The sequence below is a fragment of the Tenacibaculum tangerinum genome (assembly GCF_029853675.1).
In the GTDB taxonomy this organism is placed as follows: domain Bacteria; phylum Bacteroidota; class Bacteroidia; order Flavobacteriales; family Flavobacteriaceae; genus Polaribacter; species Polaribacter tangerinum_A.
The window spans coordinates 2553078-2579830 of the sequence record NZ_CP122539.1 but is presented as its reverse complement, the minus strand read 5'-3'; the positions used below and the strand labels follow the sequence as shown (position 1 = coordinate 2579830).

The following is a 26753-nucleotide window of genomic DNA, read 5'->3' as shown; positions in this document are numbered from 1 at the left end:
AGGCATTCAAAAAAAATAATAAAAATTTCGAGGTAAGCCTTCTAGAATTAAACCCTTGCCCATCGCCCCAAAACTAAAAAAGCCCTGGTGTAGGGCTTTTCTCATAAGTATTCGTCAATCTATATCTTTATTTTACCGTTAAAGTATATTCTGGTGTTGGGTTTAACGGACAAAAGTACACGTACTCTCCTTTGGTTAAGGTCACTTTTTTAGAGTTCGACTTGCTATTGTTTTTTACCAAAGAAGTAACATAGGCATTTTTTATATGGTGCTCCTCATCAGTCTTTCCTTTAGGTGCTAATACAAAACCTACATCGTGCCCTACATTGTTATTTGAAATTTCAAACACATAGGTTCCTTCAGAAAGAGTTAACGATTGTTGTGTAAACTTTCCTTTGGTTTGCTCTAAAGAAACCGTTTTTGTTTTTTGCGCATTTGCCGTAAATGCAAATCCTACGAATACTATTAAAATAGCTACTACTTTTTTCATGTTTATTAATTTTTATGGTTTTACTTTTTATGAAAAACAAAATAGCCTTGTAGCCAAAACAATCTCACAACTACATATCGTCATGCAGCTACAAAAGCTATTCGTTTTTTATGCGTTTTGTATGAACTTTCCTGCTTCTACTTTAGGAAAGTCAATTTCGGTTTCTGCAATATGGTTTACATAATTCGTTAAGGTATTCGCTACCACATTTAATACAATCTCTAAAATATCTCCATCTGTATATCCCGCTGCTTTTACCTGTGCCAATTCTTCAGAAGTTACATTCCCCCTATTTCTGGTAACACTTTGTGCAAATTGCAACCCTGCTTTGGTTTTTGCATTAGAAGCTTCTGCTTGTCTGTTTTGCTCAATTTCTTCTTCTGATAAACCACTGTTTTTTCCTATGGCTGTATGTGCAGATAAACAATAATTACACTCATTTTCTTCTGCAATAACCAACGCCAATTGCTCTCTAAACTTATTTGAAAAGTTGCCACTTCCGTTTAATTCTCCTATACTCAAATAAGATTGTAACAATGCAGGCGAGTTTCCCATTACTTTAATTAGATTGGGTATAAACCCTAATTTGTTTTGAACGGCGTCAAACAATTCTTTTGATTTTCCTGTCGTGGTTTCTGGGTTTAATGTTTCAATTCTTGTACTCATAATTGTAATATTTTCTAAATTATTTTTTCACAGTTACACAGCTCTCTTTCTGAGAACTGTTCGTCGTATTCTTGATATCCCCAACAATTAGGACATTGATTTACTTCTACTCTCATAATGTGTGATTCAAAATTCTGATACAAAGATGCGACAGAGATGCTCCTTGAAAAATGGACAAAAGTTCTTAACGTTTGGACAGTTTTGCATTTATTAACCTATGTTAACGCATTTCTTAACCTATGTTAATTACCTGATTTAAAACTAGATATATATTTGCAGCGTAGTTTAGATTAGTTTTTTGTATAATTCCCCTCGAATGAATAGCCCCCCATTAACTCGTAACAATTATTTGTTGCGAGTTTTTTCTTTTTGAAATTTTTTTGGAGACATTCCGGTACCTTTGGTAAAAAATCTTGAGAAGTAAGCAGGATCGTTAAACCCCAGATGAAAAGCAATGTACTTTACCGTTTCATTTGAATACAATAATTGCCTTTTGGCTTCTGTGAGCAAACGGTTTTTTATATAATCGCTAGGAGTTTGTGTTCCTAGTTTTTGAAAATGTTTGGTTAACGACTTTGGTGAAATTCCCAATCGATGTGCATAATCGGTAACACTGTGTAGTTTTTTAAAGTTCTGCTCTACCAGTACACTAAAATCTTTGAAAAGCTTCGTTTCAATATCTTCTTTTATCACATCCTTTTCTTTTTTAATACGAACAGTGTATACAATAAACTGTTTCAACAACGATTGCAACATATCGTATTGAGCAGTTGCCGCTAATTCAAACTCTTCGATGAGACTTTGCATGATAAAATCTAATTTCAATATTTCTTTTTCTGAAGGCACAACAAAAGGCGTTTCGTAGATATTGTTAAATAATACACCGTTACACGCTACCTCAGCATCGTGTGCTTGTATGCAATAAAAATCTCTAACAAAGCTTAGTTGGTAGGCTTCCTTAATTTTTTCAGAATCCACAGAAAAAACTTGTCCTGGCGATAAAAAAAACAAGACTCCATTTGCAAAAGAGTAGCTTTTAAAATCGACTTTATACACCCCTTTTCCTTCTTTTATCCAAAATATTTTGTACTGATTTATTTGTTGGGGTGTATTCACCACACACGATTTTTCAAACTGTACTGTTTGTAACGAAAAAATATTTTGAAAAGAATAGTGTTGAATATTTTGTACTGCCATGTATGCACCATTTTATGCTTCGTCGAAAAAAATAAAGAGAGTTAACAAGTTTTTTAGACGAATTCAATAGCGTATTTAGAAAATAACTCGGCTCTCTTTAAAGTACACATCTCTAAACTTGCCTTGTAAAGTGCCTCGATGCCTTATTGTTGCAAAAGCAAGGTGCTTTTAAGGTGTTGTCTCAAGCTTATTCGTAGCAATTTAGACGGACTTCTCTAGCTTTCAGTAGCGTTTCTAAAAGTCTTACTTCTTTGTTAACATTCGTTTAATTTCATTCAGCTTCATAAGCGCTTCAATAGGTGTTAGCGTATCGATATTCGTGGTTAAAATTTCTTCTCGAATATCTTCCAACAAGGGGTCGTCTAACTGAAAAAAGCTCATTTGCATGTCTTTATGCTGAGTTTCTTTCAAGGTTTCTTTTACCTCTTTGTGTGCATGTGAGTCTTCTAATTCTTTTAGAATTTTGTTTGCTCTATGAATTACCATGCTTGGCATTCCTGCCAATTTTGCTACATGAATTCCAAAACTATGGTTGCTTCCTCCTGCTACTAGTTTACGCAAGAAAATAATGCTACTATCTAACTCTTTTACCGATACGTTAAAATTCTTAATGCGTTCAAAAGTCGACGTCATTTCGTTCAATTCGTGGTAATGTGTGGCAAATAAGGTTTTTGCTTTTGATGGATGCTCGTGTAAGTATTCGGCAATAGCCCAAGCAATAGAAATTCCGTCGTAGGTCGATGTACCACGCCCAATTTCATCTAACAAAACCAAACTACGCTCAGAAATATTGTTTAAAATAGATGCTGTTTCGTTCATTTCTACCATAAAGGTCGATTCTCCCATCGAAATATTGTCACTTGCCCCCACTCTGGTAAAAATCTTATCTACCATACCTATACGAGCATTTTGTGCGGGTACATAACTTCCCATTTGTGCCAGTAATACAATTAAGGCGGTTTGACGTAAAATAGCTGATTTACCTGACATATTCGGACCTGTAATCATAATTATTTGCTGCTGATTACGGTTTAGCACGACATCATTGGCGATGTACTCTTCTCCAATAGGTAGTTGCTTTTCAATAACAGGGTGGCGCCCGTTTTTAATTTCAATATCGGTGCTCTCATCTAGTAACGGACGCACGTAATTGTTTTCAGTAGCTAAGGTTGCGAAAGATTGCAATACATCAATCTTGCCTACATTTTGTGCATTTTGTTGTACCAATGGTACAAATTTGATAATATCGCTGACTAGTTTGGCAAAAATCTCGTTTTCTAACTGTTGTATTTTTTCTTCTGCTCCTAATATCTTTGCTTCGTATTCTTTCAGTTCTTCAGTAATATAACGTTCGGCATTTACTAAGGTTTGCTTACGAATCCATTCTTCGGGAACTTTGTCTTTGTGTGTATTTCTAACTTCAATATAGTATCCGAATACATTGTTAAACGCGATTTTTAAACTCGGAATTCCTGTACGTTCGGTTTCTAGAGCGAGCATGGTATCTAAATATTCTTTTCCTGAGTTTGAAATCGTACGTAGTTCGTCTAACGCTTCTGAAACACCAGTAGCAATCGCGTTTCCTTTATTAATGTTTACAGGAGCTTCTTCTATAACAGTGTCGGTAATTTTAGCAATCAACACCTTACAATCGTGCAATTCTTTTCCGATTTGTTGTACCGATGTATTGGTGCTTTTTTCTGCGGAATCTTTTATAGGAAGAATGGCTTTTAGCGAGTTTTTTAACAAGATAACTTCGCGTGGAGAAACCTTACCTGTAGCTACTTTCGATATCAGGCGTTCGATATCAGAAATTTGTTTGAGTTGGTAGCTCACAGTTTCAGAAAAAGCGTCGTTATCGATTAAGTATTTTACCCACTCGTGTCGCTGTTGAATTTCTGCTACCTCTTTTAATGGAAGTGCTAACCAACGCTTTAACAAACGTCCTCCCATCGGAGAGATTGTTTTATCAATTATATCTAATAACGAAACTGAGTTTACCGAATTACCCCCGTATAATTCTAAGTTTTTTACGGTAAAGCGATCCATCCACACATACTTGTCTTCCGCAATTCTGCTAATAGATTGTATGTGTTCTATTTTGTTATGTTGGGTTTCCGACAAATAGTACATCGCTGCACCTCCGGCTACAATACCTTGTTCTAGCTCTTCAACACCAAATCCTTTAAGCGTTTTTACCTTAAAATGGTTTCGTAATAATTCCTCACCATAATCTTTTTGAAACACCCAATCATCTAGGTAAAACGTGTGAAAACGGTTGGTAAAAATTTCTAAAAATCGCTGTTTGAATTTTTTTCAACCAAAACTTCACTTGGCGAAAAGTTTTGCAAAAGTTTATCGATATACTCCTCATTTCCTTGTGCAATGAGAAACTCACCAGTTGATACATCTAAAAAAGAAACCCCCAATAATTTTTTTCCGAAATGAACGGCTGCTAAAAAATTGTTCGATTTCGATTGTAGTACCTCATCGTTTAAAGCTACCCCTGGCGTAACCAACTCCGTAACCCCACGTTTTACAATCTTTTTGGTCATTTTTGGGTCTTCCAACTGGTCGCAAATAGCCACTCGTAACCCCGATTTTACTAGTTTTGGAAGGTAGGTGTTTAGAGAGTGGTGCGGAAAACCTGCCAAGGCCGTTTCACTTTCGCTACCATTCCCCCGTTTCGTTAAAACAATGCCCAAAACTTCCGATGCTTTGATGGCATCTTCTCCAAAGGTTTCATAAAAATCACCTACCCTAAATAACAACATGGCATCGGGGTATTTTGCTTTAATCCCATTGTATTGTTGCATTAATGGAGTTACCTTTTTTGCCTTTGTTTTTGCCAAGTTTCTAGATTTTTTGGGTTAGTTTTGCGAAGATATAAAAGTTTAGAGTTTCTTTTGTTTCAAGTTATTCACAACTTTAAACTTTTGAACCTGAAAACCACTTTATGAGAAAATTAAGAAACAACGAACTCGGCAGAAAAACGGTTGAAGAATTTAAGCAAACTCAAAAAACACCTGTAATCGTAGTGTTAGATAATATTCGTAGCTTGAATAATGTGGGTTCGGTATTTAGAACTTCGGATGCTTTTTTAATTGAAAAAATTTATTTGTGTGGTATTACCGCCACCCCTCCTAACAAAGAAATTCACAAAACGGCTTTGGGTGCTACGGAATCGGTAGATTGGGAATACGTTGAGAATACATTACTTCTGATTGAAAAATTAAAAGATTCAAAAATTAAAGTACTAAGTATTGAACAGGCTGAAAATAGTACCATGTTAGATACGTTTGATCCTAAACCCAACCAAAAATATGCAGTGGTATTTGGCAACGAAGTAAAGGGAGTACAGCAAGCTGTAGTTTCTGCTTCTGACGGATGTATTGAAATTCCGCAATTGGGCACCAAACATTCCTTAAATATATCGGTAAGTTGCGGTGTGGTGTTGTGGGATTTTTTCACAAAACTAAAGAAGTGATATCGTTATGAAGGAAATACTGGATCAAGTAATTTATCTGTTGAAACTAAATACTTAAAGCTTCTTTCATTTACCACTTTTACTTCGCTCAGCATCCAATCGAAATTACGGGTGGCTACCGTCATTGCTTTTATACCGTCATTGCGAATGAAGCGAAGCAATCTTTCTATTCAGAGTTCCCAAGAAACAGATTACTTCGTCGTATCCTCCTCGTAATGAACTGTTCAATCTTTAAGCATTAGGATAAAGGGACAAGCATTTCGAACTGTTTTGGAAACTAATGACGGATTTTTGCCTTGTTCTTTATCCTTTCTACTAAAGTTTATAAATATATAAATTCAATAGAAAATCCTAACAATACAAACATAGGATGAACCATAGTCAAATTGAAGCAATATTTGTTAATCAAAGTATTCTTGGTCGTGTATTCAATTCAGGCTCAATAGAAATATCAGGTATAGGTGGAACTAGGGAACGGTTTCATCAAATCGCAAATCCATTAATATTTAGAAGAGTATTTCAAGAAACTACTTCAAACAATTAATTATGTTTTTTAGGAAAAAGAAAGTTATACATATAGAAAAAAATCTTAATTTAACCTAAAACCTATCTAAAAGAAAGGGGAATATTCAATTAATATCGATAACCTACAAAGAATATGAAACTATCCCGAACTAACGTGATATTAGGTTTAGTTGGATAAAACGAATAAGCGATTAACCCTGCGACTAAATTTAAGATAAAGTTATCGAAGCTTCTGTGTCTTGTGTGCTCTATTTGACATACGTTTTTCAAAATATCATTCACACTTTCAATAACAGCCCTTTTTCTAAGCATAATTTTATCATAGATATGCATAAGAGTATTTTTCATATTCTTTCTAATTTTTGTAACCAAATGTATTCCATCTACAAAAAGCTGTTCAAACAGTTCTTTACCTACATACCCTCTGTCGGCAAATATTTTTCCGAACACACGATTATGAAAGGCTTTATCTTTAAGTGGTTGCCTGTCATCTATATTACCTTGCGTAATTAAAAAGTCAACGATATCGCCCTTTTCATTGATAATAATATGAAGTTTAAAGCCAAAGAACCACCCCATGGTTCCTTTCCCTTTTTTTGCGGTGTTTTTAAAAACTTTGTTCTGCTTTTCTCTTTTATAATGACATACTTTAATAGTGGTAGAATCTAAAAAGGAGATCCCTGTACATTGACCTAAACAGTGCATTTGAAGAAACAGTATCATAGGCACTGAACAACGCTTTTTCAATTCAACAAATCGGTTATAGGAAACTAAATCTGGAAATTCTTTTGACAAGTGTTTGCTAACATATTCGATATAAAAGTGTTTAAAACACCTAAAACCACTAAAATGGAAAAGCACCATAATTGTGATTATTTCACTTTGGGTGAGTTTAGGCTTTCTTCGTCTAACTATCTTTGAACAGGTTTCTAAAGCATTTTTATCAATAACTTGATTAATTTCGGTACAAAAATCATCAATTAAACAGAAAAATTCAGTAATTTTAAAATCAGAAATCATAGTGGAAAATTTAGTTATACAATTAAAAATCAGTAATTTAATTTACTAAATTTTTCGCTTTTTTTCGTGTAATTAAAAAACTTTTTTATCCCGAACTCACGTTAATTAACTCACTCACTATCTTTCCACTCTAAAGTTTCCATCATGTGAATCATATCTTTTTTAATGTATTCAACAGCTGGTAAAATGGAGTCGTAATTAGGCTTGGTATAAAAAAACAACGAGCCTTTTAAAAAATGCTTCGTGCTATCGGTGGCATGAAATTGTACTTGAGAAGCAGCATTTCCGAGAATTTGATATAAACTTCCGTATACTTTTGTATTAGGATTGGCATACTCTACTGGGGCAGTAATTTGATCGGCTTTGATAGCGTGCTCAAACACTAATTTTTCAGACTCTATAAGCAGCTCTCTCAAATTTCCCTCTATAGCACGGTATGTAATATCTACTGATGCTTTTAGAGCAGGATATTCAACATTCATCCAGTTTTTCGGCAAGTCTTTAGATTTGGCAATATTATTTATTTCAAATATATAAGGCCTGTATAAGTTTATTTTTTTATAAGCTTTATCGGGGTATTCTAAACTTAAATATCCTTTAGGTTTTGGTAACGTTTCTTCCCCACAGCTTATTAAAAACAGGATTGATATCAATAAAAAGAATTTACGCATTTCGGGTAACTTTTACTTGTTTTATACGTTTTTTAGCCAAGGCTTCAATAGTAAACGTATAATTACTAAAGTTTATTTTTTCGCCCTTTTTAGGAAATTTTCCTGAGACTTCTAAAATAAAGCCTGCTATGGTTTCACTTTCTCCTTTAGCCTCTTCAAATTTTTCTTCGTCTTCATCTTCTAATACGCGACAAAAATCTTTAATGGTTATTTTTCCTTCAAAAATATAATTATTCTCATCTAGTTTTGAATAGGTTAGGTCTTCATCATCAAATTCATCGTTAATATCGCCTACAATTTCTTCTATGACGTCTTCTAAAGTTACAATTCCGCTGGTGCCTCCATATTCATCAACCACCACGGCTAAGTGTTTTTTCTTTTCCTGAAATTCTACTAATAAATCATCTAATTTTTTGTTTTCTGGCACAAAAAATGGTTCTCTTAGTAACTTTTGCCACTTAAACATTTTTTTGTTTAAATGCTCTAATAGATCCTTAGCATATAAAACCCCAACTATATTATCAATATTTTCATGGTATACGGGGTTTCTTGAATATCCGTTCTTTAAAATTGTTTTCAATACCTCTTCATAACTAGCATCGTCAGCAATCGCGCATACGTCGGTTCGAGGCTTCATAATTTGTACTGTTTCGGTATTTCCAAAGCTTACAATTCCCTCTAGTATTTTTTGTTCTTCTTTAGTCGTTGCATCATCAGAAGTAAGTTCTAATGCTTGCGACAAACGCTCTACAGAGAGGTTGTTATTTTTATTTCCTAATTTGTTTTCAACAATACTTGTAAGTTTAATAAGAGGTGAACTTAATGGAGTTAATACCGTGTTTAAAAACTGGATAGGTTTTGCCATGAATGTTGCAAACTGCAATGATTTTCGACTTGCGTATACTTTAGGAAGTACCTCGCCAAATAATAAAATTAAAAAGGTAATAAGTACTATTTCAGTTAAAAAAAGTACCGATACTTTAAAATATCGAAAATCTAAATCATAATCTAAATTTGTAAAAAGTACTTTACCAATACTCGCAAAAAGCAATACAATAAGAATGTTAATAAAGTTATTGGTAATTAAAATAGTTCCTAATAATTTCTTAGGATTTTCAAGTAGTTTTACTACGGTATTTTTTTCTTTTGAGTTCGTTGAAAGCTCGTGTAACTCGGTTTGTGAAATAGAAAAGAAGGCAACTTCTGTTCCTGAAACCAATGCCGAGCAAATTAATAATAACAATAAAAGCAAACAGTTGACGAAGGTCAACCAATCGAAACTTAATAATAATAAAAGTATAGGTTCAGGTTCTGGATCCAATTTTTAAAATTTAATTAAACTAAAATGGTAAATCGTCATCTTCTTCTTTGGCTATACTAGTAGGTGGTATAGAATTGTTTTGTGTTGCAGCTTCGCTAGATGACGTATTATTTGGGTCTTTTTTTGTTGATAAGAACGTCATGTCTTGTACCTGAATTTCTGTAGCATATCTTTTTTGCCCATCAACTTCGTACTGACGTGTTTTTATTCGCCCTTCACAATACACACGGTCTCCTTTGGTTAAATATTTTTCGCAGATTTCAGCCAACTTATTACGCACTACAATATTATGCCATTCAACATTCGTTATTCTTTCTCCTGTTTGTCGGCTGGTATACGTTTCATTAGTTGCCAAGGGAAAACGGCCTATAGAATTTCCTCCCTCAAAATAGTGCATTTTAACCTCATCTCCTAAGTGCCCTATTAAAATAACTTTGTTTATTGTTCCTGCCATAGCATTAAAATTTTGTGTACAACCAAATATACAAAAATTAAGATTTCTCGTTTAAGTATTCTTGTAAAAACTTATCAATAAGCACTGGTACTGGGTGTTTTTTAACCTCTGCCCAGTTTATCATTTCTTTGTTTACTATCTCCGTTTTCACAATCCAAAATCTCGTAATTAAATGTTGGTGAGATAATTTGTGAACAATGTCTTTGTTGTAAAATAAGGAAATGGTGGTTTCCTTCGGAAAAAGTGTCGTGAATTGTTTACTTTCTATCAATTCTTTTTCGCCTATTTTCTTAGTAGTTTCTATTAAAGGAAACTGATACAATCCTTGCCAAATACCCTTTCCTTTTCTTTCTTCTAAAACAGTTTCGTTCTGCGGTGTAACAGGTACTATATAATTAAAGTATCGTTTTTTTATTTTTATCGTTTTTTCTTTTACAGGAAGGTTTTTTACCTGATTTTTTGCCAACGCTACACAGCTGTCTGCGAGCGGACACTCATGACACAACGGATTTTGAGGTTTGCAATGCAATGCTCCGAAATCCATAATTGCCTGATTATATACGCCAGGTTGTGAGGTATCTATTAAGGTTTGTGCCAATTCTTTAAATTCCTTAACCCCTTTGTTGGAATTAATGGGGGTATCTATCCCAAAAAAGCGCGATAAAACTCTGTATACATTACCATCAACTACTGCTACGGGTTCATTATAGCATATAGAAGCTATGGCAGAAGCTGTATAATCTCCCACTCCTTTTAAAGTAAGCAACTCTTTATATGTTTTAGGAAATACCCCGTTTAATTCTTCTGCTACATACTTAGCTGTAAAATGAAGGTTTCTTGCTCTTGAATAATAGCCTAAACCTTGCCATAATTTTAGCACCTTGCTCTCGTTTGCTTTTGCTAAATCGAACACGGTCGGAAATTCTTTTGTAAACGCCAAAAAATAGGGCAATCCTTGGGCAACTCTTGTTTGTTGTAGCATAATTTCACTTAACCAAATATGATACGGATTCTTTGTTTTTCTCCAAGGAAGTTCTCTTTTATTTTTTAAATACCAATATATTAATTGCTTAGCTAAAACCATTTATGTAAATTGTGGCTGCAAACTTAGTACATTTAATTTAGATATTTTTGCTCTTATTTTTTTCGGAATAGATTAATTATCATATATTTGCACCCTCAATTTTTTAAAGAAAACAAACAAAAAAATATATTTAAAATGACAAAAGCAGATATCGTATCTAAAATTTCAGATAAAAGTGGAATTGAAAAAGCAGATGTTTTAGCGACTGTTGAAGCATTCATGGAAGAAGTAAAAGATGCATTAGAGAATGGAGATAATGTATATTTAAGAGGTTTTGGTAGCTTCATTATTAAAACCAGAGCAGAAAAAACTGGTAGAAATATTTCTAAGAATACAACTATCAAGATTCCTGCACACAATATCCCTGCTTTCAAGCCTTCAAAAGTGTTTACCGAAGGAGTGAAGACTAAGGTGGCTGTAAAGTAATTAAAAAAATATTAACCCAAAACCTTTATTTTTAAGGTTTTACAAAAACATTTTAACTATGCCAAGTGGTAAAAAAAGAAAGAGAGCTAAAATCTCTACACACAAAAGAAAAAAACGAGCGAGAGCAAACCGTCATAAGAAAAAGTAAGCAATAGCTTACTTTTTCGTTGCTTTTATAAGCTAAGTTCATTGACATTAAGGTTTTAACACCTTAAAATGGTATAAAATAATATACCTGTTTACAAATTTTAATCCGTCTTCGTAATTCTACGTTGGCACAAAACTATATTCAGAATGAAAACAGAATTAATAATTCGTTCCAATTCTTCTGATATTGATTTCGCCTTACTAAGAGATGGTAAACTTATTGAGTTAAACAAAGAAACAAGCGACAATAATTTTTCAGTCGGAGACATTTTTCTAGCTAAAATAGGAAAGGTAATGACTGGATTAAATGCTGCTTTTGTAAATGTTGGATATCCAAAAGATGGTTTTTTACACTATCACGATTTGGGACCGCAAGTGCAATCTTTAAACAAATTCATTAAGAAAGTAAGCACAGGTAATTACAAAGAATTCACTTTAAAAAACTTCCGATTTGAAGAAGACATCAACAAAGATGGAAGTATTAACGATGTACTAAAATCAGGTCAAAATTTACTAGTACAAATTGTAAAAGAACCCATATCTACCAAAGGTCCGCGCATTAGCTCAGAGCTTTCTATTGCAGGTAGATTTTTAGTTTTAGTTCCTTTTTCTAACCGTATATCGGTATCGCAAAAAATAGCAGATCCGAAAGAAAAGGAACGTTTAAAAAAATTAGCAAAAAGTATCAAACCAAAAGGGTTTGGACTTATTTTACGTACTGTTGCTGAAGGTAAAAAGGTAGCAGAACTTGATAAAGATTTACAAAATTCACTCGAGCGTTGGAAAACGATGTGCAAACGCATAGCCAACAACAATACACCAACTAAAATATTGAGCGAGTTAAACAGAGCATCGTCTATATTAAGAGATGTAATGAACGATTCTTTTACAAGTATAGTAACCAACGATGAAACCTTAAAGGTTGAAATTAAAGAGTATTTACAAGAGATTTATCCTGAAAAGGAAAAAATTGTAAAACACCACCGTTCTGATGTTCCTATTTTTGAAAAATATGGTATCGAACGACAAATAAAAACATCGTTTGGTAAAACAGTTTCGATGAGCAAAGGAGCTTATTTAGTTATTGAACATACCGAAGCTTTGCATGTTATCGATGTAAACAGTGGTAATCGTTCAAACAAATCCTTAAATCAAGAAGAAACAGCTTTAGAAGTCAATTTAATTGCTGCCAGTGAAATAGCTCGTCAATTACAGTTACGAGATATGGGCGGAATTATCGTAGTTGATTTTATCGATATGAAGTCTGCCGAAAACAGACAAAAGTTATATCAACATTTAAAAGAAGCGATGTCTTTAGATCGTACGAAGCATAAAATTTTACCTCCAAGTAAATTTGGTTTAGTACAAATTACAAGACAACGTGTACGACCTGAATTAGAGATAAAAACACGTGAACCAAACCCAAATAAAAATGGAGAAGTTGAGGCTCCTATCGTTTTATTAGATAAAATAGAAGCCGAACTAGAACGCATTTTAAACAATGGCAAAAACTATAAAGAGATTACGTTAAACGTACACCCATTTATAGCTGCTTATTTGACAAAAGGCGTGAACTCAATCCGTTTTAAATGGTTTGTACAACACAAAAAGTGGATTAAAATATTACCTAGAGATGCTTACCAATACTTACAGTACAAATTCTACTTAAAAAAGAAGGCATAAAGTAAGTAAGGCAATCTTATTATGAAACAAAAATCCCATATCGACTGATATGGGATTTTTTTATTTCTAAAACCAAAAACCCAAGTTAAATAACCAGTAGTTTTCGGTATGATCTGGCGACCAACTGTATTTTAATTCGATGGGGCCTAAGAAAGTTTCTAAACTATACCCAAGTGCATAACCAGATTTGGCGTTTTTAAGCAGGTTTACACCCTCGAAAACATCTTCTTCTACTCTCGCATAATTTGCAATGAACACTGCATAATGCTTTTTATAAAAATTGTAACGAAAATTAAATTCTGATCTTAAATACGATTGGTTGTTTAGTCCTCCTGTATCGTAACCATACATTGGAATAAAGTTGTTTATATAATTTTGATTATACCCTCCTAGGTGATAATCGAAAATTTCAGATTCTTTTTTTCCTAACGTATAGCCTATCTGCGAGGTGTATTGAAGCGTTAATTTATTAAAAAAGGTGGTTGCAAAACCAACACTACCTCCTATTTGAGAAAATTGTTGAAAAGAAGCACTGTTTTCTATTAATTCATCAAGCCTATTATTTCTATCAGACCACAAAAACCAGTTAAAACCTACGTCTACATAAAATCCTTTTGTAGGAAACATTTCTTTGTTATACGTATCTAACTTTATAAAAGAGTATGCATTTATATAGTTACTTTTATCAAAAAAATCTTCTTTTCCTTCTGCTGAAATATTTTGTGTACTCGCACTTATGTTTTTATGTTCGACACCAACTCCTACGGCAAATTTTTTATCATAGGTTGTTTGCAAGTATAGCGAGGTAGAAAAATCGGTGTATTCTCCATTTATGAAATCAGAACTATAAATAAAGTCGCTACTAAAAGTGTTGTATCGTGTTCTAAAACCATAGCTTGGTAACAAACCATTGTCTACAAAATACTCTAAATTATACCTAATCTTATCTCCTATGCCAATATCGAAAGAAAAATTGTCGTTTTGAAAAAGTAGTTTTTTATGGTTATAGTTTAGCAATACTGCCGATTTGTATAGTAAATCGTAATGTAAGCCTAATCTTAAATAAGAGTTTATCTCATCTTCTTTTACACTAATTTCTAACTTTCTACCTTGAAAAGATTTTTCAAAATGGTAATCAATTCTCTTAAAGTTTTTCGATGCTGTTAGGGTGTTAATTTTTTTAGAAATTTGTTTGTAAGACACGCTATCTCCCTCTCTTAGTTGTAATTTTCCTAAAATGTAATTATTGGTGTAATTTTTATTTCCTATAATGTTAATTCTATCTACAATAAATTTCTCTTCTTTAGGAGTTATTTTAGGCAACTTTTTCTTGTTAGGTTGCATTTTGGCAATACTATCAAAAACAGCTCTGTATGGCTTTGCTATTCTTTCTCCTTCTGCTAAAATTTCATCTTTTTTGTCGAAAGAAATCACACTATAATCAACAATATCAGGTCGAATATAAATATCTAATAGCTTTACTTGTTTATCAGATTTATCGTACATCTGAAAATTAATTATTTGTGATAAAAGTGCTGCTATAGAGGTTAATTCCTCTCTTTTTAACAGTTCTCCTTGAACACTAACCCCTATGATGATGTCAACCTCTTTTTCTTTCATTACATCGACTGGGAAGTTGTTTACAACGCCCCCATCTATTAACAGTTTATTACCTATTTCAACAGGGTTTAATAGTGATGGAAATGCAGCACTCGCTCTTACAGCTAGGGGCAATGACCCGCTTTTTAACACCTCTTCTTCTCCTGTTTCAATATTGGTTGCTATGCAGTAGAAGGGTATAGGCAATTTTGAAAAATCAGTAATATCGTCAACAGGTGCTAGGAGTTCTGTTAAGAAATTAAGCACATTTTGACCTTTCGATAGCCCCAAGGGGAGTCCTAAACTTCCATCTTTTATGGGTAAAGAAATTGCATATTTTTCTCCGTATTCTTTATTGAAAAACGGTTTTTCTCTTCTCGGAACTTTATCTTGTAATAGATACATAAAGTTTGTTTCAAGAATTTTTTCTTCAATTTGTGCTGCCGTATAACCCGATGCATACAAACCACCAATAACGGCACCCATACTTGTACCTCCGATATAATTTATTTCTACTCCCGCTTTTTCTATCTCTTTTAAGATACCTAAATGCGCAAATCCTTTAGCTCCGCCACCACTAAGTACCAAGCCTACTTTTGGTTGGTCTTGTGCCAGTATGAAAGCTGGAAACAGTAGTAAAAAAAGCAATTTTTTCATTTTTTTTATTTTTGATAATAGGTGTATATTTTTTGAGCTCTTGCATTTCCAACGACTTCTTTTAATTCTTCTAAACTGGCTGCTTTCACTCTTTTTGCTGATTTAAATTTACGCAATAAATTGGTAATTGTTTGCTTGCCAATATCAGGAATTTGTTCTAACTCCGATTGAATGGCACTCTTACTTCGTTTGTTTCTATGGAACGTAATTCCGAAACGGTGTGCTTCGTTACGTAAATATTGAATTATTTTAAGCGTTTCTGATTTTTTATCTAAATACAACGGAACTGGATCGCCTGGATAATAAATTTCTTCCAATCGTTTTGCAATACCTATAATGGCTATTTTTCCTCTTAAATTTAAGGCTTCTAAGCTTTTCAAAGCAGATGACAACTGCCCTTTCCCTCCATCAATTACAATTAGCTGAGGTAATGGTTTTTCTTCGTTTAGCAGTCGTTTGTATCGTCGGTATACGACTTCTTCCATCGAAGCAAAATCATCGGGGCCTTCTACGGTTTTAATATTAAAATGGCGATAATCTTTTTTACTGGGTTTTCCGTCTTTAAAAACTACACAGGCAGCTACAGGATTGGTTCCTTGAATGTTGGAGTTGTCAAAACACTCTATATGACGCGGTTCTTCTTTTAATCGTAAGTCTTTTTGCATCTGTGCCATAATTCGTTTTACATGACGGTCTGGGTCTACAATTTTTATTTGTTTAAATTGCTCTTGTCGGTAAAACTTCGCATTTCGCTCTGATAATTCAACAATTCTTTTTTTGTCTCCTAATTTAGGTACCGTAACTTTAACATCGTTTCCTACTTTTACTTTAAAAGGCACATAGATTTCTTTTGACAACGAGTGAAAACGCTGACGGGTTTCTATAATAAATAACTCTAACAGCTCTTTATCTGTTTCGTCTAATTTTTTCTTAATTTCTGTAGTGTACGACTGTACAATGGCACCGTTCATTACTTTAAAAAAGTTGGCATAGCCATGGGTTTCATCAGAAATAATTGAAAACACGTCTACGTTGTTAATTGATGGATTTACTATAGTTGATTTTGCTTGATAGTTTTGTAACGATGCTAATTTTTCTTTGATTTTTTGGGCTTCTTCAAACCGCATATCGGCTGCAAAATCGAGCATAATTTTTTCAAGTTGCTGTAAACTTTCTTTAAAATTTCCCTTAATAATGTTTCGGATTGCCTTAATATCTTCTAAATAATTTTCTTCCGTTTGGTATCCTTCACAAGGTCCTTTACAATTGCCTAAATGGTATTCTAGGCACACTTTGTATTTGCCTGTTGCAATCTTTTCTTGACTTAAATCATAATTACACGTTCGTAGCGGATACAACTCTTTAATAAGGTCTAACAGCGCATATACTGTTTTTACATTGGTATAGGGCCCAAAATATTCTGAACCGTCTTTGATAACTCTTCGTGTAGAAAATATTCGTGGAAATCGCTCTTTTTTAATGCAAATCCACGGATAGGATTTATCATCTTTTAAAAGTACATTGTACCGTGGTTGGTATTTTTTTATCAGGTTGTTTTCAAGTAGCAGTGCATCTGTTTCTGTGTCTACTACGATATGTTCTATTCGAACAATTTTTTTACCAACACTCGGGTTTTTCCATTTTCGTGATTTTTGGTAAAATATGAAGAAACTCGCTTTTTTAAGTTTTTTGCTTTCCCTACATAAATAATTACATCGTTTTTATCAAAATACTGATAAACGCCTGGTGAATTAGGTAATGTTTTTATTTGAAGTTCAAGTGATGTTGGCATATAACGAAAATACGGTTTTTTAAAACTATATTTTCGTGATCTTGTATATTTTGTTTTGTATAGGTTAGTAACCGATATAAATTAAACTGATTCCAAGGTTCTTTGTTTGTAATACATGATATAGTGACTGTAAAGAGGTTAAACCATACAATTCTCGAAGAGTTCTTCTATATGGTATTACTTAAACCTAATCTATACAGGCTGATACAAATGTTTCTATAGTATCGGCCATTTTAGTATGCTTAGAAAATAGCATAAGGTTTTAGAGGTTTCTGTTTAATTCTATTTGCACGCTATTTCCAAGTATTTTCTGCTTCGGTACCATTCCAAATTACGGTTGCTAAGTAAGGATTATCGATGAATGGATTTCTGTTTCCTTGGTCGTTCGCTACTACATTATTACGTTGTTTTTCTAAATCTGATACTGGATCTTCTGCATTCCATTCTAGTAACAAGCTAACCATATTACTATCAGACGCCACGGCAGATCCTACAGCAACATTTTTGGGCAAGCATTGGTTTCCGTAACGCAAATACATATACATCATCATACGAGCTACATCGCCTTTCCATTCATCGCCTGGATACCAGTTTCCAGAGACGTCTCCAGCATTTCCTGAGCCCGCCGCAAACAACTTACTTCCTCTTTGAGAATTAAAAGTTACATCTGATGGTCTTAAATGGTGTGCATCTGCTCCTGGACCAGAAGTTCCTAAATTAGGATTCCCCAATGATTTAGGGTATACATGTTCTCTATTCCAATCTGTTCCTGCTGTGCCTCCATTAGCATCTTTACTACGGGTTCTATCAGTTACATAGTTTCCGTCAGTATCATCATATCCATAAATTAAAACAACTTTACTATTATCCGTAATATCAAGGTCCGATTGTTTTAAGGTATTCCAAACACCTGGCGTATAGTCTAAAAAAGTGGTATGTGTGCCAATTACTGTTGTTGCTAACATATCTTTTAAAGAGCTTCCTGTTAATGTAAAATCAACATTTTTATAATAGGCTGAAATTTCCGAAGGAATTGAAAAACTCCCTGGGTTACCTGTGGTTGTTGCTTTTACAGTAATTACTACGGTTGCTGTAGCACAACTATTAGTATCAATAGTACTGCAAATTGTATACTTAAAAGAATCTGCGCCTACAAAGTCTTTTGCTGGCGTATATGTAAACACATCGTTGTTTCTTACAATAGTTCCGTTTCTAGCTGAGGTTGTCTCAAACGTTACTTTTACCTTTCCTGAGGTATAGGTATCATTTGCTAAAAAACTTGGCAATGCTGTTTCTGTATTCTCGTTTACTTCAAAAGAATCGTTAACAGCAACTACTTTATCTTCTTCAACAGGGGGTACTACTTCGCTATCACTACCACCACAATTCATAAACAATACTAACATTGCCATGAGTCCAATTACTTTTTTCATAATCTTGTTTTTAATAAATACTTATTCTGTTTTATGTTTATCATGCACTTTAGTCGGTACATGTTCATTCCATATTGTTAAAATATCGGTTGCAACACTGGCTCCACTTCCTGCTGCAATAGCAAATTGACTTCTCCAACCTGCTAACGTTCCGCAAACATAGAGTCCTTCTTTAATTAAGTGGTTAAAGTTACGCAACTGTATTCTGTCTTTCATAGCGTTTGCTCGAATATGACGTTCTACATATTGTTCTAAACCAGCAATATCAAAGGGCTTTGAATAGTTGAGTGCTATAACTACTTTTTTACTATGATACTCTTCTTTGTTACTCACTATTTTATACCCTTCATTTTCGTCTAATACCGCAAGAACTTTTTCGTTCTCTATCTGAACTACTTTTGGATATAATTGTTTTAACTGTTTTTTACCTTGCACTAAAATATCTTTTCCTAAGGTTCCGGGAGCTAAGCCTAGAACATTATTAAATAGTGCATCTTGTAAATGTGAGGAGCGTTGGTGCAGTATGATGCCTATTTTTTTTCCTTTAGCGTATGTTTTAGAAAGTGCAGAGCCTAAAACTAAGGCACATTGCATGCCTGAAACGCCTCCTCCAACAATAAGCACATCATAAACCATACTTAGTTAATTAACATTTTAAAATTAGCGGCAAACAGTTTTACTGCAATTGCCAATAAAATTACACCAAATACTTTTCTTATGATTTTAATTCCGTTAGGACCTATGGCTCTTTCTATTCTAGAAGATGTTTTTAAAACGATATAAATTACGATTACGTTTAGCAACACTGCTATGATGATATTTTCTAATTTAAACTCTGCTCGAAGCGAAAGTAATGTTGTTAAGCTACCAGGACCTGCTATTAATGGAAAAGCTAATGGAAAAACGGTTGCGCTTAGCGCTTCTTCTTCATCTTCTTTATACAGCGTTACTCCTAAAATCATTTCCAAGGCGATGAAAAATAAAATAAACGATCCTGCAACCGCAAAAGAATGCACATCGATACCAATTAAGTTTAATAATCGCTGACCAACAAATAAAAACAAAATCATAATAAAACCAGCTATAACTGCAGCTTTTTCTGACTGTATGTGTCCTGCCTTTTTTCGTAAATCAATGATAATGGGAATATTTCCAACAATATCAATTACAGCGAATAATACCATAAAGGCTGTAAAAATCTCTTTAAAGTTAAAATCCATAATTGTTTTATTTTCGCCTGCAAAATTATATAAGTAATGTTACAATCTACTACTTTTGCAATCAAATTTACATGAAGTTACAGCAAACTTCAAAATTTAACTACAATTTATGTTTCAATTAGGTAAAACAATCGTATCTGAAGATATACTAGAAAAAGAGTTTGTATGTAATTTATCAGCCTGCAAAGGTGCTTGTTGTATAGATGGTGATGCAGGTGCTCCTCTTGAAAAAGAGGAAACAACGATTTTAGAAGAAATCTACCCAAAAATAAAGCCGTTTTTGCGAAAAGAGGGAGTAGAAGCTATTGAAAATCAAGGAACTTGGGTAACCAGTGATTTTGGTGAGCTAGAAACTCCTTTAATTAATGATGCCGATTGTGCTTATGTTATTTTTGATGATAAAGGCACTGCCTTATGTGCGATTGAAGAAGCTTATAATCAAGGCATTGTTGATTGGAAAAAACCTATTTCTTGTCATTTATACCCTGTTCGAGTAAAAGATTTTAGCGAATTTGCCGCTGTAAATTACCATAAATGGGAAATTTGTGACGATGCTTGTTCTTTAGGGAAGGAATTACAAGTTCCTGTGTACAAATTTGTAAAGCAAGCTCTTGTGAGAAAATTTGGTCAAAATTGGTACGATGAATTGGAAAAAGTGGCTGAAAAGCAATTAAACAAATAGTTTTATAAAACCAAAAAGCGATGCTGAATAAGCATCGCTTTTTTACGTTAAATTTTTGTGTATTTCTTTAATTTACGGTAAAACTCCAAATTTGTCCTATTGATTTTGCTCCAAAGTTATCTTTGGTATTAACTTTCCAATAGTAGGTTTTACCTGTTTCAACAGATACCTCAAGAGTATTCGTGTTTAGGTTTTCTTGTTTTAACGTAGTTGGATTCGCTTCTTCACCAAAGTATACATCGTACGTTAATGTATCACTGGTATTTGAGTCTGCTCCTTTCCACTCGAGAATTATTGTAGCTCCAGATATCGTTCCTTCATCTTCAGGTTTTACCAATTCGGCTGTAAAGGGGGCTATATTTGTTTCTCCTTCACCTTTTGTATAAAAAGCAAATACTTCTGATGGAGCTCCTTCTTTTCCCTTGCTATCTACTGCTGTAACCCTCCAGTAATGAGCTTTCCCTTTGTCCAAGAGAATCGTTGCTGTCGAGGTCGTCGACGTTTGAGATTTAACGATATTTGTTAGTTCTCTATTGGTTGCTATTTCAACTTTATAGCTTATATTATCTTGATTTGGATCAGTAGCATCGCTCCAGTCAAAAGGAATCGTATTATCAATACACAACAGATTTTGTGTAGGATAAGTTAAGGTAACTTTGCTTGGTGCTTCGTTAACAACTTCTTCATTTCCTCCATTACCACTTCCTCCTCCACAATTAAATAAAAGTACTGTTGTAGAGAACAACCCTACTATTTTGAGTATTCTTTTCATTATTTTATTATTTTAAATGTAGTTGTTTCTTCTGTTCCTAATTTCAAAATGTAAATTCCTGATTTGAATTGACTGAAAGGAATAGATAATTCATTCCCTTGCGTATTCATCTTATCTTTTATCACCATTTTTCCTGTAACATCATACACCGTAATTTCTATAGATAATGTTGTATCATTAGGAACTAATAAGTCAATAGATTCTGAAACAGGGTTTTTCTTAAGGAAAATATTATCGATAATCGTTTCGAATTTTCCTTCACATTCTTTCGCTGTCTTAACTTCTAAAATACCGCCTCCTTGAACATTGATGTCGAATGTTGAGGTATGATATGTATCAATCCATTTCCCGTTTAAATACACGTTGTAAGGTGCTGTACCCGAGGTAACATTGATTGTATATCCTTTAGACGCATTGTTTTTAGCAACTTTTAAAGAAACTGGGCTAGATGCTGCTATCGTAACCTCAAAGCATTGAATATAGTCATCTCTGTCATTTACCTTTACACATACCTCGTATGTTCCTGGTGTTAAGTCTGAAAATGTTGTTGACGCAGTTGTTAATTGCTCAGATACCTCTGTTGATGCTCCTTTTAGTGTTACTGTATAACTAACAAAGGTTTGCTTCACATTTACTGTTATTTTTCCATCATTTTCATCTGTACAAGTTTCCGAAGTCGTTGTGATAGAAATATTATCTGGATTTTTATAACTTGTATCGCAAACATCGCCTACTCCATCGTTATTTCCATCTGCCTGATCTGGGTTCGCTGTGTTCGGGCAGTTATCAACATTATCCATTACTCCATCTCCATCAGTATCTTGACAAGCATCTCCTATTTTATTTCCGTCTGCATCTGCCTGGTCTGGATTTGAGGTAGTAGGGCAGTTATCGTTGATATCTAAAATACCATCTTCATCGGTGTCTTGACATACATCGCCAATTCCATTATTATCAACATCTGCTTGATCTGGGTTTGCAGTAGTAGGGCAATTGTCTACTCCATTTAAAATACCATCTCCATCTTCATCGCCATTTGCATCGAAGGTAAATTTTCCTGAGAAGACCCCTCTTCCATAAGTAGCAGCAAAAACGGTATTATCGTCTCTTAAATCTAAATCTAACACCGGTACGTTACTCATTCCGTTATACGATTGACTCCAGTTAGGAGAAGTGGTATTAAAATTATTGGTTTTCCAAACCCCTAGGTCAGTTCCTATGATTACTTCATTTTTACTCAACGGATTTTGCAGGATTGCTTTTACTGGAATATCTGGCAAATCACCTTCTTTATTCACCCAGTTTAGACCTCCATCATTAGAGTACCAAACATTTTTTACACCATAATTGTGCATGGTAACAAAAATTTGATTTTCTGTTTCTCCAAACTCTATATCTGATATTGAACCAACAAAATCAGCACCTGTAATATCAGACCATGTTCCTACCCCTACATTCGCATTTTCTACTTTTAAAAGTTTTCCGTTTTTTAATCCTACAAATAATGTACTGGAAGTTGTAGTATGAGGAGAAACTTTTAAGGCTGAAGGTTCGGCATTCATTAATACATTGGTTAATAATGCTTTTTCTACTGAACCATCTACTAATATATTTGAATACCTTCTTATCCCTTGAGTTATCGAAGCAGAATAGTTTGAATACAAAATGTTGAGGTTAGAGTCTAATTCTTCTTGATTAATGAAATCTCCATTGGCAGAGTTCTCATCGTTAATAGTAACCCATTGATTGGTTGCATAATTATATAAATAAATACTTTGATTGTACACATAATTTGTGATAAAATAAGTATCGGTTCCGTCAGTGTCAAAAAAACTAGCTGCTCCATCACCCGGTGCTACTTTTAATGAGCTATTTATTCCTTCAGATGCTTCTTGGATTAACTGAGTTCCATTATCTTGTGCCCCTGCTAAAAAATATTCTTTTCCTTTAAAAGCAGTCGTCGGAGCCACCCCAAGCGTGTAAAATTGTACTGTATTATAGTTGTTATTTCTGGCACTTATAGCAGATCCTGAATTATCAGAAAAATACACTCCACCGTCGTTACCAAATACCATTTTATTAGAAGAAGCAAACGCTAACCCATGCTGGTCGGAATGTACTAAAGGAACTGCTAAAGATGATAGAAGGTTATTGTTCGACCATTTTGATATTTGTTGCCATGTTTTTGCTCCATCTATAGACTTGAATAAATCTATCCCTCCTACATAAAGGGTATTTTCATCATTAGGGTCTACTTTTAGTAGCAAATTAAAAAAAGTTTGTCCTCTCGTAAAATCATTAGCTGGTATGCCGGTATCTGCATCATCAGGTAATGCCGTTTCAGCTACTGTGGTAAATCCATCGGTGGTTTTTAAAATTTTTACAGGAGTATTGGAATCGTTAATGTCTACTAGTACATATACAACATCTGGATTGGTAGGTGATGTGGCAATTTCTGTTCTGAGTCCTTTTACTACAGAATAAACTACGTTAAAATTCTCTCCATCGGTTGATTTTAAAATAGTTCCTCCTCCATCTCCAAAAGTAAAACTTCTTGCTGTACTTAAATAGATAGCGTTGTCTGAAGTAAGTTCTAAGTTGTTGGGTTCGTATGGATTACCTCCTAAAGTTTTTGGAAGATTCAATTTCGTAAAGTTTGTGCCATCTACCGATTTATATACTCCTATGCTCTTTCCTCCTAAAGAGGAAGCTGTTAATCCTGCTATATGCATTGATTCTGCAGCAGCTACATATACTTCAGATATGCCTCCATTATTTCTTACTATTACATCATTAATATGTTGTATACCTGGAACTAAATATGATCCTGTAGCACCTTCTTCTCCTTTAGTTAAGTTAACATTTACTCTTTCAGAAGACAACGTGTTTATTATTGACTCTCCTAAACTTTTTGTAATCATTAAAACAGGAATTTTAATTGTTGAATCAGATCCATTTATTCTGACAGGGTTTCCTGCTTCATTATTAACAATAATAACTGCGATGGCTCCAGCATTTTGTGCTTTTTTTGCCTTTGACGTATACTCACACAAACCTCTTCTTATAACTGCTATTTTTCCTGTTATTTCTGAAGTGTTAATAATTTCTTCACATGCATTGTCTGCAGGCTCTTTGCCATCATCAACAAGAGCCAAATCTCCTGTAACAGGAGTTTCCAAACCTCCTCCCCAAGCGATAGACAACAAAGCTGAGTAATCTCCTACTAATCCTATTGGTGAATTGATTGTTAATCTAGAGTTAAAATCTACAAAACTTTCTCCTGTGACTCCTCCGAATACTTTTGCCCACGAGTTCCCTCCATCGGTTGATTTCCACAAACCATCGCCATTTACATCGCCATTTACGTACGATTCTCCTGTACCTACATAAAAAGTTTTAGAGTCGTTGGGGTCAACTGCAATACACGACACTGCTAAGTTCTCAGGTATTCCAACACGAACCCATTTTGATTCTGAATTTGAGATATTTGTATTTTTCCATAAACCTCCACTAACGCCTCCTGCAAAAACTGTTTCTTTGGTAGCATCATTGGGGTCAAAAATAACTGCCCTTGTTCTTCCTCCTACATTATCAGGACCTCTCTCTACCCAAGCGTTATCTGCTTCTCCTGGCACTTTCTGTGCTGCTCTTTGTTTGCTTAATTGCTCTTGGATTTTGTAAACGTTTTCTTTGTGTGTTCGTCCTGTACTAGGATTGATTTCACTCAAGTACTTTTGCTCAAAATAAGCATTGGGCGGCAACCCTTGTGCTTTTCTTTCTTTTTTAGGAAGTTTTCTTGTTTTTTGAAAAGGGTGTTCTCTTAAAAATTTTGCGTGCTGCTCTCGTAACCTATCGGTTTTTGTTCCGTTAGTTATATAAGCTTTGAGAACAATACCACAAATAGCTATAATTAAAACGCTAAAAAAAATATTTTTTTATTCATGTTAAAAAGTAATTGATACATATTATAACAGGTAATTTACGATTTACCCTAACTACCTTATCTAAAGGTACAATAAACGACTTGTTTTTTAGGAAGTTGTGTGTTTTTTTAACATTTTCTAAGTGATATTTCCCATGAGTTTTCTGTGTAAACGGATAGCATACCCATCTGATAATCCTGCAATGTAACTCGACACCTGCATGATTCTGTCATACAACTTTTCTTGTTCTTGCTGATATTCTTCTGGTAATAAGTTTAATACTAATTTGTCGTAATTAGATTGACTCCCTTCAAACTTAGTGTTCAAAGCGCTTACAAAAACATCTAACAAATCTGCAATAATTTTATAACCTGCAACTTCTTTTTCAACCACTTCTTTACTTCTATAAATTTTATCGACACTTATTTTTATAATATCGTTAATTTGTGCTTCATACTTGCACTTATCTAACAATCCTTTATCGAATTTTCCTTCTAAAATAGCGTCTTCATTTTCTAAAAAAATAGCTACTGCTTCGTTAATTAGTACTCCTATAGCCAACGCTCGTAAATAGCTTACACGATCTTTGGTGTGTTGTAATGAATGGTATTTTTTACTATCAATTACATCTTTTACCAGTTTAATCATGTACTCCAAGGCATAATCTTCCTCTATTAGTCCTAAATTAATACCATCTTCAAAGTCGATAATGGTATAGCAAATATCGTCTGCTGCTTCTACCAAATAAGCTAACGGATGTCGGTAGTAAGAAACTCCTTCAGCCTGCTTTTTTAATAAGCCTAAATCTTGTACTACATCTAAAAAGGCTTCTTTTTCTGACTGAAAAAAGCCGTATTTCTTATCTACTATGTGGTTGGTTGGTTTCTTTGGAAGACTTTCTTTAGGGTACTTTAAAAAAGCTCCTAGTGTAGCATACGACAAACGCAATCCTCCTTGAATTCCTTCTCTATTTTCTGTAAGAACTTTAAATCCATTTGCATTTCCTTCAAAATCTATTAAGTCTTGGTATTCTAAGTCGGTTAATTGATTTTTATACTGGTGTCCTTTTCCTGTTTTAAAGTATTCTCCAATAGCTTTTTCTCCTGAGTGGCCGAACGGTGGGTTCCCAATATCGTGCATTACTGATGCAGCCGCTACTATGGCTCCAAAATCGTTAAACGTATATCCTAATTCCTTTAAGTTTGGATGACGCTCTAACAGCTCTTTACCTACTCTACGCCCCAAGGTACGTCCTACCACAGATACTTCTAAACTGTGTGTTAAACGCGTATGCACGAAATCGGTTTTTGAGAGTGGAATTACCTGTGTTTTGTCTTGTAGGCTACGAAAAGCAGACGAAAATATAATTCTATCAAAATCTACCTCGAAACCTAAGCGAGTTTCGTCTTGTTCTGCACGTAAACGTTTTTGGGTATCGCCAAAACGTTTTAAAGAAAGGAGTTGTTCCCAGTTCATCATCCGTTAATAAAATTTTGTCGAAAAT

Annotated in this window: 20 protein-coding genes and 2 pseudogenes; 5 read left to right on the top strand and 17 right to left on the bottom strand. The window is 34.0% G+C overall.

Annotated features, from left to right (window positions below):
* Positions 1-127 precede the first annotated feature (127 nt).
* The 4 genes and pseudogenes from P8625_RS11460 to mutS form a co-directional block, all read right to left on the bottom strand.
* The gene (locus tag P8625_RS11460; RefSeq protein ID WP_279650591.1) at positions 128-490 is read right to left on the bottom strand and encodes a cupredoxin domain-containing protein; all 363 of its coding nucleotides are present in this window, start codon (positions 488-490) and stop codon (positions 128-130) included.
* A gap of 108 nt (positions 491-598) precedes the next feature.
* Entirely contained in the window at positions 599-1156 is a 558-nt protein-coding gene (locus tag P8625_RS11455; protein WP_279650590.1) for a carboxymuconolactone decarboxylase family protein, read from the bottom strand.
* Between the two features lie 345 nt (positions 1157-1501).
* Positions 1502-2353, bottom strand: coding sequence for an AraC family transcriptional regulator (locus P8625_RS11450; RefSeq protein ID WP_279650589.1), 852 nt, complete (start codon positions 2351-2353; stop codon positions 1502-1504).
* Between the two features lie 243 nt (positions 2354-2596).
* Positions 2597-5205, bottom strand: a pseudogene (gene mutS, locus P8625_RS11445) (DNA mismatch repair protein MutS).
* A gap of 104 nt (positions 5206-5309) precedes the next feature.
* On the opposite strand from mutS, the gene P8625_RS11440 reads away from it, so the two are divergent.
* Together P8625_RS11440 and P8625_RS16405 are read left to right on the top strand one after the other, a co-directional pair.
* Positions 5310-5840, top strand: coding sequence for an RNA methyltransferase (locus P8625_RS11440; RefSeq protein WP_279650588.1), 531 nt, complete (start codon positions 5310-5312; stop codon positions 5838-5840).
* A 370-nt stretch (positions 5841-6210) separates the two neighbouring features.
* Positions 6211-6384 (top strand): PH domain-containing protein, encoded by a 174-nt coding sequence (locus P8625_RS16405; RefSeq protein WP_407704738.1) that lies wholly within the window; start codon positions 6211-6213, stop codon positions 6382-6384.
* A gap of 89 nt (positions 6385-6473) precedes the next feature.
* Here P8625_RS16405 and P8625_RS11435 read toward each other — a convergent pair whose 3' ends face one another.
* The 5 genes from P8625_RS11435 to mutY form a co-directional block, all read right to left on the bottom strand.
* On the bottom strand, positions 6474-7385 hold the full coding sequence (locus tag P8625_RS11435; RefSeq protein WP_279650587.1) for an IS982 family transposase: 912 nt from the start codon (positions 7383-7385) through the stop codon (positions 6474-6476).
* Positions 7386-7495: 110 nt separating this feature from the next.
* The gene (gene gldD / locus P8625_RS11430) at positions 7496-8056 is read right to left on the bottom strand and encodes a gliding motility lipoprotein GldD (RefSeq protein ID WP_279650586.1); all 561 of its coding nucleotides are present in this window, start codon (positions 8054-8056) and stop codon (positions 7496-7498) included.
* The gene (gldE, locus tag P8625_RS11425) at positions 8049-9377 is read right to left on the bottom strand and encodes a gliding motility-associated protein GldE (RefSeq protein WP_279650585.1); all 1329 of its coding nucleotides are present in this window, start codon (positions 9375-9377) and stop codon (positions 8049-8051) included. Before gldE ends, gldD begins: the two co-directional genes overlap by 8 nt.
* 19 nt (positions 9378-9396) lie before the next feature.
* Positions 9397-9831, bottom strand: coding sequence for a single-stranded DNA-binding protein (locus P8625_RS11420; RefSeq protein ID WP_279650584.1), 435 nt, complete (start codon positions 9829-9831; stop codon positions 9397-9399).
* A gap of 37 nt (positions 9832-9868) precedes the next feature.
* Positions 9869-10915 (bottom strand): A/G-specific adenine glycosylase, encoded by a 1047-nt coding sequence (mutY, locus tag P8625_RS11415; RefSeq protein ID WP_279650583.1) that lies wholly within the window; start codon positions 10913-10915, stop codon positions 9869-9871.
* 135 nt (positions 10916-11050) lie between these two features.
* On the opposite strand from mutY, the gene P8625_RS11410 reads away from it, so the two are divergent.
* A complete protein-coding gene (locus P8625_RS11410) occupies positions 11051-11341 on the top strand; it encodes an HU family DNA-binding protein (protein ID WP_047787990.1) in 291 nt (96 codons plus the stop codon).
* A 294-nt stretch (positions 11342-11635) separates the two neighbouring features.
* Positions 11636-13171 carry a ribonuclease E/G gene (locus P8625_RS11405; protein WP_279650582.1) on the top strand — a complete coding sequence of 512 codons (1536 nt, stop codon included), beginning with the start codon at positions 11636-11638 and terminating at the stop codon, positions 13169-13171.
* A 66-nt stretch (positions 13172-13237) separates the two neighbouring features.
* Here P8625_RS11405 and P8625_RS11400 read toward each other — a convergent pair whose 3' ends face one another.
* From P8625_RS11400 to P8625_RS11380, 5 genes and pseudogenes are all read right to left on the bottom strand, one after another.
* The gene (locus tag P8625_RS11400) at positions 13238-15427 is read right to left on the bottom strand and encodes a patatin-like phospholipase family protein (RefSeq protein WP_279650581.1); all 2190 of its coding nucleotides are present in this window, start codon (positions 15425-15427) and stop codon (positions 13238-13240) included.
* 5 nt (positions 15428-15432) lie between these two features.
* Positions 15433-17219: pseudogene (uvrC, locus tag P8625_RS11395) on the bottom strand (excinuclease ABC subunit UvrC).
* A gap of 293 nt (positions 17220-17512) precedes the next feature.
* On the bottom strand, positions 17513-18652 hold the full coding sequence (locus tag P8625_RS11390) for an endonuclease (protein ID WP_279650580.1): 1140 nt from the start codon (positions 18650-18652) through the stop codon (positions 17513-17515).
* A gap of 21 nt (positions 18653-18673) precedes the next feature.
* Positions 18674-19288 (bottom strand): FAD-dependent oxidoreductase, encoded by a 615-nt coding sequence (locus P8625_RS11385; RefSeq protein ID WP_279650579.1) that lies wholly within the window; start codon positions 19286-19288, stop codon positions 18674-18676.
* Positions 19289-19290: 2 nt separating this feature from the next.
* Complete coding sequence (locus tag P8625_RS11380; protein WP_279650578.1) at positions 19291-19872, bottom strand: MarC family protein; 582 nt, start codon at positions 19870-19872, stop codon at positions 19291-19293.
* A gap of 109 nt (positions 19873-19981) precedes the next feature.
* On the opposite strand from P8625_RS11380, the gene P8625_RS11375 reads away from it, so the two are divergent.
* The gene (locus P8625_RS11375; protein ID WP_279650577.1) at positions 19982-20554 is read left to right on the top strand and encodes a DUF3109 family protein; all 573 of its coding nucleotides are present in this window, start codon (positions 19982-19984) and stop codon (positions 20552-20554) included.
* 67 nt (positions 20555-20621) lie between these two features.
* On the opposite strand, the gene P8625_RS11370 is transcribed toward P8625_RS11375, so the two are convergent.
* From P8625_RS11370 to P8625_RS11360, 3 genes are all read right to left on the bottom strand, one after another.
* A complete protein-coding gene (locus tag P8625_RS11370) occupies positions 20622-21326 on the bottom strand; it encodes a hypothetical protein (RefSeq protein WP_279650576.1) in 705 nt (234 codons plus the stop codon).
* Positions 21326-25054, bottom strand: a complete 3729-nt coding sequence (locus tag P8625_RS11365; protein ID WP_279650575.1) for a thrombospondin type 3 repeat-containing protein — start codon at positions 25052-25054, stop codon at positions 21326-21328. The genes P8625_RS11370 and P8625_RS11365 overlap by 1 nt, the downstream gene beginning before the upstream one ends.
* A 333-nt stretch (positions 25055-25387) precedes the next feature.
* A complete protein-coding gene (locus tag P8625_RS11360) occupies positions 25388-26725 on the bottom strand; it encodes a deoxyguanosinetriphosphate triphosphohydrolase (RefSeq protein ID WP_279652953.1) in 1338 nt (445 codons plus the stop codon).
* Positions 26726-26753 lie beyond the last annotated feature (28 nt).

What these genes read in the sequence shown, in the direction of transcription:
- P8625_RS11460 (WP_279650591.1), bottom strand. Translation starts at nt 490, where the DNA reads ATGAAAAAAGTAGTAGCTATTTTAATAGTATTCGTAGGATTTGCATTT.
- P8625_RS11455 (WP_279650590.1), bottom strand. Translation starts at nt 1,156, where the DNA reads ATGAGTACAAGAATTGAAACATTAAACCCAGAAACCACGACAGGAAAA.
- P8625_RS11450 (WP_279650589.1), bottom strand. Translation starts at nt 2,353, where the DNA reads ATGGCAGTACAAAATATTCAACACTATTCTTTTCAAAATATTTTTTCG.
- P8625_RS11440 (WP_279650588.1), top strand. Translation starts at nt 5,310, where the DNA reads ATGAGAAAATTAAGAAACAACGAACTCGGCAGAAAAACGGTTGAAGAA.
- P8625_RS16405 (WP_407704738.1), top strand. Translation starts at nt 6,211, where the DNA reads ATGAACCATAGTCAAATTGAAGCAATATTTGTTAATCAAAGTATTCTT.
- P8625_RS11435 (WP_279650587.1), bottom strand. Translation starts at nt 7,385, where the DNA reads ATGATTTCTGATTTTAAAATTACTGAATTTTTCTGTTTAATTGATGAT.
- gldD (WP_279650586.1), bottom strand. Translation starts at nt 8,056, where the DNA reads ATGCGTAAATTCTTTTTATTGATATCAATCCTGTTTTTAATAAGCTGT.
- P8625_RS11420 (WP_279650584.1), bottom strand. Translation starts at nt 9,831, where the DNA reads ATGGCAGGAACAATAAACAAAGTTATTTTAATAGGGCACTTAGGAGAT.
- mutY (WP_279650583.1), bottom strand. Translation starts at nt 10,915, where the DNA reads ATGGTTTTAGCTAAGCAATTAATATATTGGTATTTAAAAAATAAAAGA.
- P8625_RS11410 (WP_047787990.1), top strand. Translation starts at nt 11,051, where the DNA reads ATGACAAAAGCAGATATCGTATCTAAAATTTCAGATAAAAGTGGAATT.
- P8625_RS11405 (WP_279650582.1), top strand. Translation starts at nt 11,636, where the DNA reads ATGAAAACAGAATTAATAATTCGTTCCAATTCTTCTGATATTGATTTC.
- P8625_RS11400 (WP_279650581.1), bottom strand. Translation starts at nt 15,427, where the DNA reads ATGAAAAAATTGCTTTTTTTACTACTGTTTCCAGCTTTCATACTGGCA.
- P8625_RS11390 (WP_279650580.1), bottom strand. Translation starts at nt 18,652, where the DNA reads ATGAAAAAAGTAATTGGACTCATGGCAATGTTAGTATTGTTTATGAAT.
- P8625_RS11385 (WP_279650579.1), bottom strand. Translation starts at nt 19,288, where the DNA reads ATGGTTTATGATGTGCTTATTGTTGGAGGAGGCGTTTCAGGCATGCAA.
- P8625_RS11380 (WP_279650578.1), bottom strand. Translation starts at nt 19,872, where the DNA reads ATGGATTTTAACTTTAAAGAGATTTTTACAGCCTTTATGGTATTATTC.
- P8625_RS11375 (WP_279650577.1), top strand. Translation starts at nt 19,982, where the DNA reads ATGTTTCAATTAGGTAAAACAATCGTATCTGAAGATATACTAGAAAAA.
- P8625_RS11370 (WP_279650576.1), bottom strand. Translation starts at nt 21,326, where the DNA reads ATGAAAAGAATACTCAAAATAGTAGGGTTGTTCTCTACAACAGTACTT.
- P8625_RS11360 (WP_279652953.1), bottom strand. Translation starts at nt 26,725, where the DNA reads ATGAACTGGGAACAACTCCTTTCTTTAAAACGTTTTGGCGATACCCAA.